General features: G+C 52.5%; 13 protein-coding genes and 5 tRNA genes. 14 read left to right on the top strand and 4 right to left on the bottom strand.

The features are described 5' to 3' along the window. Positions 1 to 31 precede the first annotated feature (31 nt). The 4 genes from srlD to srlA are packed head-to-tail and all read right to left on the bottom strand — an operon-like array spanning position 32 to position 2,736. The gene (srlD, locus tag SK35_RS05400; protein ID WP_048215692.1) at positions 32 to 811 is read right to left on the bottom strand and encodes a sorbitol-6-phosphate dehydrogenase; all 780 of its coding nucleotides are present in this window, start codon (positions 809 to 811) and stop codon (positions 32 to 34) included. Between the two features lie 17 nt (positions 812 to 828). Further along, positions 829 to 1,191, bottom strand: a complete 363-nt coding sequence (gene srlB / locus SK35_RS05405) for a PTS glucitol/sorbitol transporter subunit IIA (protein ID WP_008785621.1) — start codon at positions 1,189 to 1,191, stop codon at positions 829 to 831. Between the two features lie 13 nt (positions 1,192 to 1,204). Then, on the bottom strand, positions 1,205 to 2,176 hold the full coding sequence (gene srlE, locus SK35_RS05410) for a PTS glucitol/sorbitol transporter subunit IIB (RefSeq protein WP_048215693.1): 972 nt from the start codon (positions 2,174 to 2,176) through the stop codon (positions 1,205 to 1,207). Next, complete coding sequence (gene srlA / locus SK35_RS05415) at positions 2,173 to 2,736, bottom strand: PTS glucitol/sorbitol transporter subunit IIC (protein ID WP_003037339.1); 564 nt, start codon at positions 2,734 to 2,736, stop codon at positions 2,173 to 2,175. The genes srlE and srlA overlap by 4 nt, the downstream gene beginning before the upstream one ends. Before the next feature lie 264 nt (positions 2,737 to 3,000). On the opposite strand from srlA, the gene mltB reads away from it, so the two are divergent. The 14 genes from mltB to gshA all read left to right on the top strand — a co-directional run bounded on the left by mltB (position 3,001) and on the right by gshA (position 13,687). Then, on the top strand, positions 3,001 to 4,080 hold the full coding sequence (gene mltB, locus SK35_RS05420; RefSeq protein WP_003037336.1) for a lytic murein transglycosylase B: 1,080 nt from the start codon (positions 3,001 to 3,003) through the stop codon (positions 4,078 to 4,080). Between the two features lie 191 nt (positions 4,081 to 4,271). Then, positions 4,272 to 4,769, top strand: a complete 498-nt coding sequence (gene pncC, locus SK35_RS05425; protein ID WP_003825955.1) for a nicotinamide-nucleotide amidase — start codon at positions 4,272 to 4,274, stop codon at positions 4,767 to 4,769. Positions 4,770 to 4,861: 92 nt separating this feature from the next. After that, positions 4,862 to 5,926 carry a recombinase RecA gene (gene recA, locus SK35_RS05430; RefSeq protein ID WP_003037330.1) on the top strand — a complete coding sequence of 355 codons (1,065 nt, stop codon included), beginning with the start codon at positions 4,862 to 4,864 and terminating at the stop codon, positions 5,924 to 5,926. Positions 5,927 to 6,012: 86 nt separating this feature from the next. Beyond that, on the top strand, positions 6,013 to 6,513 hold the full coding sequence (gene recX, locus SK35_RS05435; RefSeq protein ID WP_048215694.1) for a recombination regulator RecX: 501 nt from the start codon (positions 6,013 to 6,015) through the stop codon (positions 6,511 to 6,513). 128 nt (positions 6,514 to 6,641) lie between these two features. Then, positions 6,642 to 9,269: an alanine--tRNA ligase gene (alaS, locus tag SK35_RS05440; protein ID WP_048215695.1), complete on the top strand. Its 2,628-nt coding sequence runs from the start codon at positions 6,642 to 6,644 to the stop codon at positions 9,267 to 9,269. A gap of 238 nt (positions 9,270 to 9,507) precedes the next feature. After that, complete coding sequence (gene csrA / locus SK35_RS05445; protein WP_000906486.1) at positions 9,508 to 9,693, top strand: carbon storage regulator CsrA; 186 nt, start codon at positions 9,508 to 9,510, stop codon at positions 9,691 to 9,693. 366 nt (positions 9,694 to 10,059) lie between these two features. Then, positions 10,060 to 10,152, top strand: a tRNA-Ser gene (locus tag SK35_RS05450). Positions 10,153 to 10,155: 3 nt separating this feature from the next. Then, positions 10,156 to 10,232, top strand: a tRNA-Arg gene (locus tag SK35_RS05455). Positions 10,233 to 10,292: 60 nt separating this feature from the next. Next, a tRNA-Arg gene (locus SK35_RS05460) sits at positions 10,293 to 10,369 on the top strand. A gap of 191 nt (positions 10,370 to 10,560) precedes the next feature. Beyond that, positions 10,561 to 10,637, top strand: a tRNA-Arg gene (locus SK35_RS05465). A gap of 171 nt (positions 10,638 to 10,808) precedes the next feature. After that, positions 10,809 to 10,885: transfer RNA gene (locus tag SK35_RS05470), tRNA-Arg, on the top strand. A gap of 176 nt (positions 10,886 to 11,061) precedes the next feature. Continuing rightward, complete coding sequence (gene yqaB, locus SK35_RS05475) at positions 11,062 to 11,628, top strand: fructose-1-phosphate/6-phosphogluconate phosphatase (protein WP_003825960.1); 567 nt, start codon at positions 11,062 to 11,064, stop codon at positions 11,626 to 11,628. Next, positions 11,625 to 12,053, top strand: a complete 429-nt coding sequence (locus SK35_RS05480) for a YqaA family protein (protein ID WP_003825961.1) — start codon at positions 11,625 to 11,627, stop codon at positions 12,051 to 12,053. Before yqaB ends, SK35_RS05480 begins: the two co-directional genes overlap by 4 nt. A gap of 77 nt (positions 12,054 to 12,130) precedes the next feature. Beyond that, positions 12,131 to 13,687, top strand: coding sequence for a glutamate--cysteine ligase (gshA, locus tag SK35_RS05485; RefSeq protein ID WP_032944711.1), 1,557 nt, complete (start codon positions 12,131 to 12,133; stop codon positions 13,685 to 13,687). Positions 13,688 to 13,733: the final 46 nt, after the last annotated feature.

The raw sequence follows: 13,733 nt of genomic DNA on the forward strand, positions 1-13,733 counted from the left end.
ATAAGCGCAGCCGCCATCCGGCAATTCAACATTAAAACATCACCTGACCGCCGGTCACGTTGATGGACTGCCCGGTGCAGTAAGAGGCTTTTGGACTGGCGTAAAACAGCAGCATGTTCAGTACGTCCTGATAATCGCAGCCGCGTTTAAGCGGAACCTTATCAATGTAGTACTGCTCCACCTCATCTGGCTTAAGGCCCAGCTTGGTTGCATATTGCGGTAATAACGACTGAAACATTGGTGATTTCAGCAGGTTGCCGAGCATCAGCGAATGTACGGTGATCCCATACTCCGCCAGATCCAGTGCCAGCGACTGGGTTAAGCCCACGCCGCCAAATTTTGCCGCGCTGTAGCCTGAATTGTGTTTGCTGCCCACTTTCCCTGATTTTGAGTTGATCTGGATAATGCGTCCCTGCACGCCATCGCGGATCATCAGGCGTGAAAATTCACGAGCACAGAGGAAGTAGCCGACCAGATTGACCTGCAGCGAGCGGTCGAAATCCCCAAGCTGAAAGTCGCTGATAAACGCGGCTTTAGCGATACCCGCGCTGTAAACCAGCAGATCGGCACGACCGAATATTTCATCCACTCCGCGCGACAGCGCCAGCACGCTCTGTTCGCTGGTGGCATCTGCGCCAAAACCGTACGCGGTACCTTCGCCAAACTCGGCGTTAATTTCTTGCGCGACGTTGGCAGCTTTATCGCTTTGAATATCCACCACCGCGACGCGGTATCCTTCTGTCGCAAGCCCACGGCAAAGGAATGCCCCCAGGGTCTGGCCTCCACCAATGACAACGGCAACCTGATTCATTTTTATCTCCTTCAATCTTAAGCAACAAACTTCAAAATACAGCCCGGGGTGATACCGTCCGGGACGGGGCCCGCAACGTGTACAGTGCCGGGGAATTCCGCTTCGCTCTGCCCGTCAAAGCGCAGGGTGATATGCCCGAGTTCACGTAAGTTTTGTTCCGCCACGCTGCCAACGGCGGTGACCGGGTAGTGGTGCTGGCCCAGTTCAAACTGGATCCCGGCTTGTAAAGAGCCGTTCAGGTCCCCGTGGCAATGGATGAAACAAAACTCTTCGATATCCGCTGGCGCGCCTTCACGAAAGGTAATCAGCATCTGGTCGCACAGTGCATCCGGGGCGCTCTGGCCGATACGGGTGATGGTGGTTTGATAAATGACGGTCATTTTTGAGTGCCCCTTATTGGTAAATAAAGCCAGAAACAAACCAGGCGATGAGAACGGTAGGTGCGCCGGTCAGAAAACGGCTCACCAGTACGGATGGCACGCCGACGCGGACCGTGTCCTGACGTGCTTCGGCCAGCGACAATCCGACCGGAATAAAGTCACATGCAGCCTGGGCGTTAATGGCGAACAGGGCAGGTAGCGCCAGATGCGGAGGAATGTTCCCCAGACCAATCTGTACACCGATCAGCACGCCGATAACCTGGGCGATAACCGCACCGGGGCCGAGGAAAGGCGACAGCAGCGGGAAAGAGCAGATCAGCGCCAGAGTAACCAGTCCCAACGGATGGCTGGCCAGCGGCGCGAGTCCATGGGCAATCCAGTCTCCCAGACCCGAAGCCATAATGATGCCGATCAGTGCCGAGACGAACGCCATAAATGGCAGAATAGTTTTCAGGACGGTATCGATGGTGTCACGTCCGGACTGGAACAGAACCGCAACGGCTGAACCCATGCCCATTCCCACTTTTGCCAACAGGCCGTCGCTTTGTTCGGTAATCTTTTTACTGGTGTCGTAATCGCGACCGATAGTGCTGCTTGCAGGTTGCGGCGCAGCGGATGCCTCGCCGACAATCGTGATGTTTTCTTCTTTCACGCCAGAGACATAGATATCTTCGACAATGTACTGAGCCAGCGGGCCGGATTTACCCGTAGCGTGAATATTCACCGTCGGTATACGGCGTTTGGGATAGATACCACAGCGCAGCGTGCCGCCGCAGTCGATGATCGCCACACCAATTTCGTTCTCCGGCGGCTCGCCTTCTTTGAAGCCATCAACTGCCTGCCAACCGGTCAGGCTTGCTATCCTGTCGACTATTACGGGGCGAGTTCCGGCGGTGATATAGACAATTTTCTTGCCCGGTACAGCATCCAGTTCAAGGGGGCCACCCCAGCCACCGGTGCCTTTTTCAATACGAATACGTGTCATGATGTTGCTCCCGCCAGATGCACCTTCTGCTCAAGTTGAATGCCCATTTTTTTCTCGAAGATAGTGGTGGTGAAATCGGTCACCCAGCCGCGGAAGAAGTTAGTCACCAAACCGACCAGCAGGTAGCTCACCGCCAGTGGGCCAAGCGGAAGCCCCAGCGTGGTCAGGCCGCTGGCGATCCCCAGATAGACAAACAGTTCGCCGGGGTTGATGTGCGGGAATAAGCCGTTCATGGAATGGCAACTGTAAGAGGCGGCGGCGTAGTAGCTGGGCTTGTATTTTTCTGGCATAAAGCGACCCAGACTCAGCGTCATCGGGTTACAAAATACAAATGTGCCGATGCACGGCAGTAGCAAATAGCGGGACAGTGGATTTCCGGCGCAGCGCTGAGCAAAACGTTCAATACGTTGCTGGCCGATAAAGTTAATCAGCGCATTCATGATGACCAGCAGGCTAATCAGCAGGGGAAGAATACCGGTCACCATACCGGTAAACACTTCTCCGCCTTTCTGGAACAGCCCGATAAACCACTCAGCACCGAGTGTGATGGTGTCGATCATTATTCTCTCCTGTAGGGATTTTAGTTATCTTGCCAAACGGTGGTTAATTTTAATCAGATCGAAAGATATAAAAGTGTTATTTTGATCTCAAAATGAAAGATAAATATTTTAATTTGAAAGTTATTACGTGAAAGCTCGCAAATGTGAAGGTCAGAGATGAAAGGGGATGTAAATTCTGTGAAGGAGAGCGACTACCGCTTCCTTGTATGGCGGAGGATGCTTTACCATACTTCTCCCAGGCTGAATTTGTTTAATGGATGTCTCATGTTCAAGCGTCGTTATGTAGCGTTACTCCCCCTTTTCGTACTGCTCGCTGCCTGTAGCAGCAAACCTAAACCTTCAGAGACTCAAACGACTACGGGGGCGCCATCCGGCGGCTTCCTGCTTGAGCCACAGCACAACGTCATGCAAACGGGCGGTGATTTTGCCAATAATCCGAACGCGCAGCAGTTCATCGAGAAAATGGTCAACAAGCACGGCTTTGACCGCCAGCAGCTGCAGGAGATCCTGTCGCAGGCCAAGCGTCTGGACTCGGTATTGCGTTTGATGGATCGCCAGGCACCGACGACTCAGCCGCCAGCCGGTCCTAACGGTGCATGGCTGCGCTACCGCAAACAGTTCATCACACCTGACAACGTGCAAAATGGCGTGGCCTTCTGGAATCAATATGAAGATGCGCTGAACCGTGCGTGGCAGGTCTATGGTGTTCCGCCGGAAATTATCGTTGGCATTATCGGCGTTGAAACGCGCTGGGGCCGCGTGATGGGCAAAACCCGTATTCTGGATGCGCTGGCGACGCTGTCGTTTAACTATCCTCGTCGTGCGGAATACTTCTCTGGTGAACTGGAAACCTTCCTGCTGATGGCGCGAGATGAAAGCGACGATCCGCTCGATTTGAAAGGTTCTTTTGCCGGCGCGATGGGTTACGGCCAGTTTATGCCGTCTTCCTATAAACAATATGCCGTTGATTTTAATGGTGATGGCCACATTAACCTGTGGGATCCGGTTGATGCCATCGGTAGCGTGGCGAATTACTTCAAGGGCCACGGCTGGGTGAAAGGCGATACGGTCGCGGTGCCGGCAAATGGTCAGGCACCTGGGCTGGCGAACGGCTTTAAAACCCAGTACAGCATTTCTCAGCTTGCTGCCGCGGGTCTGACGCCACAGCAGTCGTTGGGTAATCATCAGCAGGCCAGCCTGCTGCGCCTGGATATTGGTACCGGCTATCAGTACTGGTATGGACTGCCGAACTTCTACACCATCACCCGCTACAACCACAGTACCCACTATGCGATGGCCGTGTGGCAGTTGGGTCAGGCGGTCGCGCTGGCGCGCGTGCAGTAATCGCTCCACCGGCCTACAGGAAGAAATCTCTTGTAGGCCGGATAAGATGCCCTGACATCGTCATCCGGCAGGTCTTATTTATGCAACGGAGCAATTTTTGGAATCCCCCTCGTAAAACGTTCTCTCCATCCCCACATTGGTTATGAAAGTGCTATCTTGTCCGGCATATTTTTTAACTGACAGAGGCTGAAATGACCGACAGTGAACTGATGCAGTTAAGTGAGCAGGTTGGCCTGGCACTGAAAGCGCGTGGGGCGACCGTTACGACGGCGGAGTCCTGCACCGGCGGCTGGGTGGCCAAAGCGATTACGGATATTGCCGGAAGCTCCGCCTGGTTTGAACGCGGGTTTGTGACCTACAGCAACGAAGCTAAAGCACAAATGATTGGCGTGCGCGAAGAGACGCTGGCCCAGCATGGGGCGGTGAGCGAGCCTGTGGTGGTGGAGATGGCGATTGGCGCGCTAAAAGCTGCCCGCGCGCATTTCGCAGTCTCGATCAGCGGTATTGCCGGGCCGGATGGCGGCAGTGAAGAAAAGCCCGTAGGTACCGTATGGTTCGCCTTTGCCAGCGTGAGCGGTGAGGGGATTACGCGTAGGGAATGCTTCAGCGGCGATCGCGACGCGGTACGTCGACAGGCGACCGTCTACGCGTTACAAACCCTGTGGCAACAATTTCTACAAAATACTTGATACTGTATGAGCATACAGTATAATTGCTTCAACAGAACATTATCTATCACGTTTCGCGGTTTAACCCGAAAGCGGCATGACAGGAGTAATTAATGGCTATCGACGAAAACAAACAGAAAGCGTTGGCTGCAGCGCTGGGTCAGATCGAAAAGCAATTCGGTAAAGGCTCCATCATGCGCCTGGGTGAAGACCGTTCCATGGATGTGGAAACTATCTCCACCGGTTCGCTGTCTCTGGATATCGCATTGGGCGCGGGCGGTTTGCCAATGGGCCGTATCGTCGAAATCTACGGGCCTGAATCCTCCGGTAAAACAACGCTGACCCTGCAGGTTATTGCCGCTGCGCAGCGTGAAGGTAAAACCTGTGCATTTATCGATGCGGAACACGCGCTGGATCCGGTCTATGCCCGTAAGCTTGGCGTTGATATCGACAACCTGCTGTGTTCTCAGCCGGATACCGGTGAACAAGCGCTGGAAATCTGTGATGCGCTGGCGCGCTCCGGTGCGGTTGACGTTATCGTTGTCGACTCCGTTGCCGCATTGACGCCGAAGGCAGAAATCGAAGGCGAGATTGGCGACTCTCACATGGGCCTTGCGGCGCGTATGATGAGCCAGGCAATGCGTAAGCTGGCCGGTAACCTGAAGCAGTCCAACACGCTGCTGATTTTCATCAACCAGATCCGTATGAAGATTGGCGTTATGTTTGGTAACCCGGAAACCACCACCGGTGGTAACGCCCTGAAATTCTATGCGTCTGTTCGTCTGGACATCCGTCGTATTGGCGCGGTGAAAGAAGGCGACAACGTGGTCGGCAGCGAAACCCGCGTTAAGGTTGTGAAAAACAAAATTGCAGCGCCGTTCAAACAGGCTGAATTCCAGATCCTTTACGGTGAAGGCATCAACTTCTACGGCGAACTGGTTGACCTGGGCGTGAAAGAGAAGCTGATTGAAAAAGCCGGTGCATGGTACAGCTACAACGGTGAGAAAATCGGTCAGGGTAAAGCGAATGCGACCAACTGGCTGAAAGAAAATCCGGCAACTGCGAAAGAAATTGAGAAGAAATTGCGTGAGTTACTGCTCAATAACCAGGATTCAACGCCTGATTTCTCCGTTGATGACAGCGGCGAAGACGTAAAAGAAACGAACGAAGATTTCTGATAATCTGTTTTGAATCGCATGTTGTGAATCACATATAGTAAAGGGCTGCATATCATGCAGCCCTTTTTCATTTCTGAAGGCTTACTATGACAGAAGCAACTTCCCGCCGTTCCGCTTATTCCCGACTGCTTGACCGCGCTGTACGTATTCTGGCGATGCGCGACCACAGCGAGCAGGAACTGCGGCGCAAGCTGGCCGCTCCGGTGATGGGGAAAAATGGACCAGAAGAAATTGATGCCACGCCGGAGGATTACGACAAGGTCATCGCCTGGTGTATTGAAAGTCGTTATCTGGATGATGATCGTTTCGTGCGGCAGTTTATCGCCAGCCGTAGCCGCAAAGGTTATGGACCAGCCCGAGTGCGCCAGGAATTAAACCAAAAAGGGATCGCGCGTGAAGCTATCGAGCGGGCCATGCGTGAGTGCGAAATTGACTGGGCAGTGCTTGCACGCGAGCAGGCCATTCGGAAGTACGGTGAACCTTTACCTGTCGATTTTTCAGATAAAGTAAAGGTCCAGCGTTTTTTGCTCTATCGCGGCTATCTGATGGAAGATATTCTGGCAATATGGCGAAATTTTGACGATTGACCGCATACGGGATTTTACTTCCCAGTAAAGAAAACTTATCTTATTCCCACTTTTCGATTGCCAGAGGCGCAGTTTGCGTGCCGATGCTGGTAATGACATTTCGTTAGCTTGATTTCTTCAGGATAATTATGAGCAAGAGCACCGCTGAGATCCGTCAGGCGTTTCTCGATTTTTTCCATAGTAAAGGACACCAGGTAGTTGCCAGCAGCTCCCTGGTACCGAACAATGACCCTACTTTGTTGTTTACCAACGCCGGGATGAACCAGTTCAAGGATGTTTTCCTTGGCCTCGACAAGCGTAATTATTCCCGCGCAACCACCTCGCAGCGTTGTGTACGTGCGGGCGGTAAACACAATGACCTGGAAAACGTCGGTTACACTGCACGTCACCACACTTTCTTCGAAATGCTGGGCAACTTCAGCTTCGGCGATTACTTCAAACACGACGCTATTCAATATGCATGGGAACTGCTGACCGGTGAAAACTGGTTTGCTCTGCCAAAAGAGCGTCTGTGGGTAACCGTCTATGAAACTGACGATGAAGCCTATGAAATCTGGGAAAAAGAAGTCGGTATTCCGCGCGAACGTATCATCCGTATCGGTGATAACAAAGGTGCGGCTTATGCTTCAGACAACTTCTGGCAGATGGGTGATACCGGTCCTTGCGGTCCATGTACCGAAATTTTCTACGACCACGGTGACCATATCTGGGGTGGACCTCCGGGAAGCGCAGAAGAGGATGGGGATCGCTACATTGAGATCTGGAACATCGTCTTCATGCAGTTCAACCGTCAGGCTGACGGCACCATGGAACCGCTGCCGAAACCGTCCGTGGATACCGGTATGGGTCTGGAGCGTATTGCGGCCGTGCTGCAACACGTTAACTCCAACTATGAAATCGACCTGTTCCGCTCACTGATTGAATCCGTGGCGAAAGTCACTGGCGCAACCGATCTGAGCAACAAGTCTCTGCGCGTTATCGCTGACCATATCCGTTCCTGTGCATTCCTGATTGCCGATGGCGTTGTCCCGTCGAATGAAAACCGTGGCTATGTGCTGCGCCGTATCATTCGTCGTGCGGTACGTCATGGCAACATGCTGGGCGCGAAGGATACCTTCTTCTACAAGCTGGTTGGTCCGTTGGTGGACGTGATGGGCTCTGCAGGTGAAGAACTGAAGCGTCAGCAGGCTATGGTTGAACAGGTTCTGAAAACCGAAGAAGAGCAGTTTGCGCGTACTCTGGAGCGTGGTCTGGCGCTGCTGGACGAAGAACTGGCAAAACTGTCTGGCGATACGCTGGATGGCGAAACCGCATTCCGTCTGTATGACACCTACGGTTTCCCGGTTGATCTGACGGCAGACGTTTGCCGCGAGCGTAACATTAAGGTTGACGAAGCAGGCTTTGAAGCTGCAATGGAAGAACAGCGCCGTCGTGCGCGTGAAGCCAGCGGCTTCGGCGCAGACTACAATGCGATGATTCGCGTTGATGGCGCCTCTGAATTTAAAGGCTACGAGCACCTGGAACTGAACGGCAAAGTGACCGCGCTGTTTGTTGATGGTAAAGCGGTAGACGCAATTAACGCAGGTCAGGAAGCCGTTGTCGTACTGGATCAGACGCCGTTCTATGCGGAATCTGGTGGTCAGGTTGGCGACAAGGGTGAACTGAAAGGCGCAGGCTTCGCGTTTGCCGTTAGCGACACGCAGAAATATGGCCAGGCCATTGGTCACATTGGCAAGCTGTCTGCGGGTTCTCTGAAAATTGGTGATGCGGTACAGGCTGATGTGGATGAAGCCCGTCGTGCGCGTATTCGTTTGAACCACTCCGCAACGCATCTGATGCACGCGGCGCTGCGCCAGGTTCTGGGCACGCATGTGGCACAGAAAGGTTCGTTGGTTAACGATAAACTGCTGCGCTTCGACTTCTCTCATACCGAAGCAATGAAGCCTGCTGAAATCCGTGCCGTTGAAGATCTGGTGAACGCGCAAATCCGTCGCAACTTGCCGATTGAAACGAACATCATGGATCTCGAAGCGGCAAAAGCCAAAGGCGCAATGGCACTGTTTGGCGAGAAATATGACGACCATGTGCGCGTTCTGAGCATGGGTGATTTCTCTACCGAGTTGTGTGGCGGTACTCACGCCAGCCGTACGGGTGATATCGGTCTGTTCCGCATTGTGTCCGAGTCAGGTACTGCGGCAGGCGTTCGTCGTATTGAAGCCGTAACCGGTGAAGGTGCTATCCAAACCGTGCATGCTGAGAGCGATCGCTTAAGCGATATTGCGCAGCTGCTGAAAGGCGATAGCCAGAATATCGGTGACAAAGTTCGTTCCGTGCTGGAGCGTACACGTCAACTGGAAAAAGAATTGCAGCAATTGAAGGAACAGGCTGCGGCGCAGGAGAGTGCAAATCTTTCCAGCAAAGCGGTTGATATCAACGGCGTGAAGCTGCTGGTCAGCGAACTCGCGGACGTTGAGCCGAAAATGTTGCGTACCATGGTTGATGATCTGAAAAATCAACTGGGGTCTACCGTTATCGTTCTGGCAACGGTAGTGGAAGGTAAGGTTTCTCTGATTGCGGGTGTGTCTAAGGACGTGACAGATCGCGTGAAAGCAGGGGAACTGGTTGGAATGGTCGCTCAGCAGGTCGGCGGTAAGGGTGGCGGTCGTCCGGACATGGCGCAAGCCGGTGGTACGGATGCAGCGGCTCTGCCTGCAGCGTTAGCCAGTGTGAAAGGCTGGGTCAGCGCAAAACTGTAATAATTATAAGCGTAAGTCGACGCTGCGGACTTCAATCCGCAGCGTTTGTATCAACGCTATCGACAACGATAAAGTCAGGTTGAAGTTGTGTATATCGGCTAAACTTAGGTTTAACAGAATGTGATGCCGTGACTGCTTACACTTAGGTGTTTGTCATCGCTTACTTTTTGGCGTTATATGATGGATAATGCCGGGATACAGAGAGACCCGACTCTTTTAATCTTTCAAGGAGCAAAGAATGCTGATTCTGACTCGTCGAGTTGGTGAGACCCTCATGATAGGCGATGAGGTCACCGTGACAGTTTTAGGGGTGAAGGGCAACCAGGTACGCATTGGCGTAAACGCCCCGAAAGAAGTTTCTGTCCATCGTGAAGAGATCTACCAGCGTATCCAGGCTGAAAAATCCCAGCAGTCCAGTTACTAAGGTTTTCGCGTCTCACCTTTCTGGTGAGGCGCAACCTGATTGAGTTACTCTTTTTCTTCTCTTTTCTTCTCTTTTCTTCTCTTTTCTTCTCTTTTCTTCTTCGTCTTCCCCATTTTTTCGATTCCACTGCGCGTAATGCCTTTTCCTGCGAAGTTTCCGTTTGTTCACTCCTTCAGGAAATTGCCAATTTATCTGTTGATAAAACACTCTTTTTGCCGTTTTTGCAGACTAATTGCGCGTGAAATGTGCAAACGATAAAAGCTCTGGAAAAATTGTTTGACTTATAAGTCCCAGAAAGTAATATGTGCGCCACGCAGCGACGATGAGCAGAAACAAGTTCTTCGAAGCACTCGCAAGAGGCGTGTTGGTGAGGTGGCCGAGAGGCTGAAGGCGCTCCCCTGCTAAGGGAGTATGCGGTCAAAAGCTGCATCCGGGGTTCGAATCCCCGCCTCACCGCCATTTGCATCCGTAGCTCAGCTGGATAGAGTACTCGGCTACGAACCGAGCGGTCGGAGGTTCGAATCCTCCCGGATGCACCATATTACTTGATAGCGCTTTAGCAGCGACATCAAATCTGCAGTAAAGTAAGTTTCCCTGATGCATCCGTAGCTCAGCTGGATAGAGTACTCGGCTACGAACCGAGCGGTCGGAGGTTCGAATCCTCCCGGATGCACCATCTTCTCCGAGGCAACAGCAAACTGTTGTTTCATGGTCTGCGAGATAATCGCGAGCACCGGGGAGGATAACGTTGCTTTAGTAACGGCCCGCAGGGCGAGGCGCAGCCGAGTAATCCTCCCGGATGCACCATCTCTTACTTGATATCGCTTATCACGATATCAATATCGGCAGTAAAGCAAGTTTTCCGATGCATCCGTAGCTCAGCTGGATAGAGTACTCGGCTACGAACCGAGCGGTCGGAGGTTCGAATCCTCCCGGATGCACCATATTCTCCGAGACAACAGCAAAACTGTTGTTTCATGGTCTGCGCGATAATCGCGAGCACCAGGGAGGATAACGTTGCTTCAGCAACGGCCCGCAGGGCGAGGCGCAGCCGAGTAATCCTCCCGGATGCACCATCTTCTTTGCAGTATCAGTAGTAATCAGCAATTCCCGATGCATCCGTAGCTCAGCTGGATAGAGTACTCGGCTACGAACCGAGCGGTCGGAGGTTCGAATCCTCCCGGATGCACCATCTTCTCCTGAATAATAGCGAAACTGTTGTTTCACGGTCTGCGAGATAATCGGCAGCACCATCTCCCCCTCAAATCATTTCCACATACTCTCTGAACACCCCTCAATTCGCTGTCAGCGACAAAATCAATCAATTACGATAAAATAACGTCTGGTCACTCGGCTTGTGAGAAGACGATGTACGAACGTTATGCGGGTTTGATTTTTGATATGGATGGTACCATCCTGGATACCGAGCCTACGCATCGTAAGGCGTGGCATGAGGTATTGGGGCATTATGGACTACGGTTTGATGAACATGCCATGGTCGCTCTTAATGGTTCCCCAACGTGGCGTATTGCGCAGTCGGTAATTGAATTGAACCATGCCGATCTTGATCCTCATGCACTGGCACGTGAAAAAACCGACAAGGTGAGAAGCATGCTGCTGGATAGCGTCCAGCCTTTGCCGTTGGTTGATGTCGTGAAAGCCTGGCATGGTCGTCGTCCTATGTCGGTAGGTACGGGGAGTGAAAGCGCAATTGCAGAAGCGCTGCTCGCTCACCTTGGTCTGCGTCGCTATTTTGATGCTGTAGTCGCAGCCGATCACGTACAACACCATAAACCGGCTCCTGATACGTTTTTGCTTTGTGCCGAACGTATGGGGGTTGTTCCGGCTCGTTGCGTCGTGTTTGAAGATGCCGATTTTGGAATACAGGCGGCGCATGCCGCGGGAATGGATGCCGTGGATGTCCGGTTATTGTGAGTGATGGACTGTCGCTCCTGTCACTGTTTGCCAGCAGTTTTCTCAGTGCCACGCTATTACCCGGCAATTCTGAAGTTGTTCTGGTTGCTTTGTTGGTTTCCGGGGTCAGTCATCCCTGGGTCTTAGTCTTAACAGCAACAATGGGTAATAGCCTTGGAGGGTTAACTAACGTTATCCTTGGGCGTTTCTTTCCATTGCGTAAAACATCGCGCTGGCAAGAAAAAGCCACAGGCTGGTTGCGGCGCTATGGCGCTGTCACACTATTATTAAGCTGGATGCCGGTTGTGGGGGATTTGCTGTGCCTGTTAGCCGGGTGGATGCGCATCTCGTGGGGCCCAGTTCTCTTTTTCTTATGCCTTGGCAAGGCGCTGCGCTATGTTGTTGTCGCAGCGGTTACGACACAAGGCATTATGTGGTGGCACTAATTGTGTTGTGGGATAGCCTTCAGGGTAACCAATACCATTATGCTAATTAAAACGATTTTGACAGGCGGGAGGTCAATTTGATCCCGGACGTATCACAGGCGCTGGCCTGGCTGGAAAACCATCCTCAGGCGTTAAAGGGGATTCAACGTGGTCTGGAGCGCGAAACGCTGCGTGTTAATGCAGATGGGTCATTAGCAACGACAGGCCATCCTGAGGTGTTAGGCTCAGCGCTAACGCATAAGTGGATAACCACTGACTTTGCCGAAGCATTGCTGGAGTTCATTACTCCTCCCGGTGACGACATTGAGAAAATGCTCACGTTCATGCGCGACTTACATCGTTATACCGCCAGAAACCTTGGCGACGAGCGTATGTGGCCGTTGAGCATGCCTTGCTATATTGCCGAAGGTCAGGATATCGAACTGGCGCAGTATGGTACGTCAAATACCGGTCGCCTGAAGACGCTGTACCGTGAAGGCCTCAAAAACCGTTACGGCGCGTTGATGCAGACAATCTCGGGCGTACACTACAATTTCTCGCTGCCTATGGCTTTCTGGCAGGCGAAATGCGGTGTAACCGAAGGTGAGGATGCAAAAGAGAAGATCTCCGCGGGCTACTTCCGTCTGATCCGCAACTACTACCGTTTTGGTTGGGTGATCCCGTATTTGTTTGGTGCCTCTCCGGCCATTTGTTCCTCATTCCTGCAAGGAAAACCGACAACTCTGCCGTTTGAAAAAACCGACTGTGGGATGTATTACCTGCCGTACGCAACGTCGCTGCGTCTGAGTGATTTGGGCTATACCAATAAGTCGCAAAGCAATCTCGGAATTACGTTTAACGATTTGCATGAGTATGTGGCAGGATTAAAGCGCGCGATTAAGACGCCTTCCGAGGAGTACGCGGCGATCGGTCTGGAGAAAGACGGTAAGCGTCTGCAAATCAACAGCAACGTTCTGCAGATTGAAAATGAGCTGTATGCGCCTATTCGCCCGAAACGCGTCACTCGTCGTGGAGAAACGCCATCAGATGCGCTTCTACGTGGCGGTATCGAGTACATCGAAGTACGCTCGCTGGATATCAACCCGTTCTCGCCTATCGGCGTGGACGAGCAGCAGGTGCGTTTCCTCGATCTGTTTATGGTCTGGTGTGCACTGGCTGATGCCCCGGAAATGAGCAGCGATGAATTGCTGTGTACGCGTAAAAACTGGAATCGCGTGATTCTCGAAGGGCGTAAGCCTGGGCTGACGTTAGGTATTGGCTGTGAAACAGCCCAGTTCCCGCTGCCGAAGGTTGGGAAAGATTTGTTCCGCGATCTGAAACGCGTGGCACAAACGCTGGACAGCATCGATGGGGGAGAGGAGTATCAGAAGGTCTGTGATGAACTGGTTGCCTGTTTTGACAATCCTGAACTGACTTTCTCTGCCCGGATCCTACGGTCTATGATTGATGAAGGCATTGGCGGCACGGGCAAAGCGTTGGGTGAGGCTTACCGAAATCTGCTGCGTGAAGAGCCGTTAGAAATAGTGCAGGAAGCTGAATTTATTGCTGAAACCGAGGCTTCAAAGCGTCGTCAGCAGGAGATCGAAGCGGCTGATACTGAGCCGTTTAGCGTGTGGCTGGAAAAGCACGCTTGATACAAAAGAAAAAGGCCACTCGGGAGTGGCCAAAATTTCATCTCTG

The sequence above is a fragment of the Citrobacter sp. MGH105 genome, assembly GCF_001037485.2.
In the GTDB taxonomy this organism is placed as follows: Bacteria; Pseudomonadota; Gammaproteobacteria; order Enterobacterales; family Enterobacteriaceae; genus Citrobacter; species Citrobacter portucalensis.

Bases quoted from the DNA above. Each gene is read 5' to 3' on its own strand.
- recA (WP_003037330.1), top strand. From the start codon at position 4,862: ATGGCTATCGACGAAAACAAACAGAAAGCGTTGGCTGCAGCGCTGGGT.
- srlD (WP_048215692.1), bottom strand. From the start codon at position 811: ATGAATCAGGTTGCCGTTGTCATTGGTGGAGGCCAGACCCTGGGGGCA.
- yqaB (WP_003825960.1), top strand. From the start codon at position 11,062: ATGTACGAACGTTATGCGGGTTTGATTTTTGATATGGATGGTACCATC.
- recX (WP_048215694.1), top strand. From the start codon at position 6,013: ATGACAGAAGCAACTTCCCGCCGTTCCGCTTATTCCCGACTGCTTGAC.
- srlE (WP_048215693.1), bottom strand. From the start codon at position 2,176: ATGACACGTATTCGTATTGAAAAAGGCACCGGTGGCTGGGGTGGCCCC.
- alaS (WP_048215695.1), top strand. From the start codon at position 6,642: ATGAGCAAGAGCACCGCTGAGATCCGTCAGGCGTTTCTCGATTTTTTC.
- srlB (WP_008785621.1), bottom strand. From the start codon at position 1,191: ATGACCGTCATTTATCAAACCACCATCACCCGTATCGGCCAGAGCGCC.
- csrA (WP_000906486.1), top strand. From the start codon at position 9,508: ATGCTGATTCTGACTCGTCGAGTTGGTGAGACCCTCATGATAGGCGAT.
- pncC (WP_003825955.1), top strand. From the start codon at position 4,272: ATGACCGACAGTGAACTGATGCAGTTAAGTGAGCAGGTTGGCCTGGCA.
- srlA (WP_003037339.1), bottom strand. From the start codon at position 2,736: ATGATCGACACCATCACACTCGGTGCTGAGTGGTTTATCGGGCTGTTC.
- mltB (WP_003037336.1), top strand. From the start codon at position 3,001: ATGTTCAAGCGTCGTTATGTAGCGTTACTCCCCCTTTTCGTACTGCTC.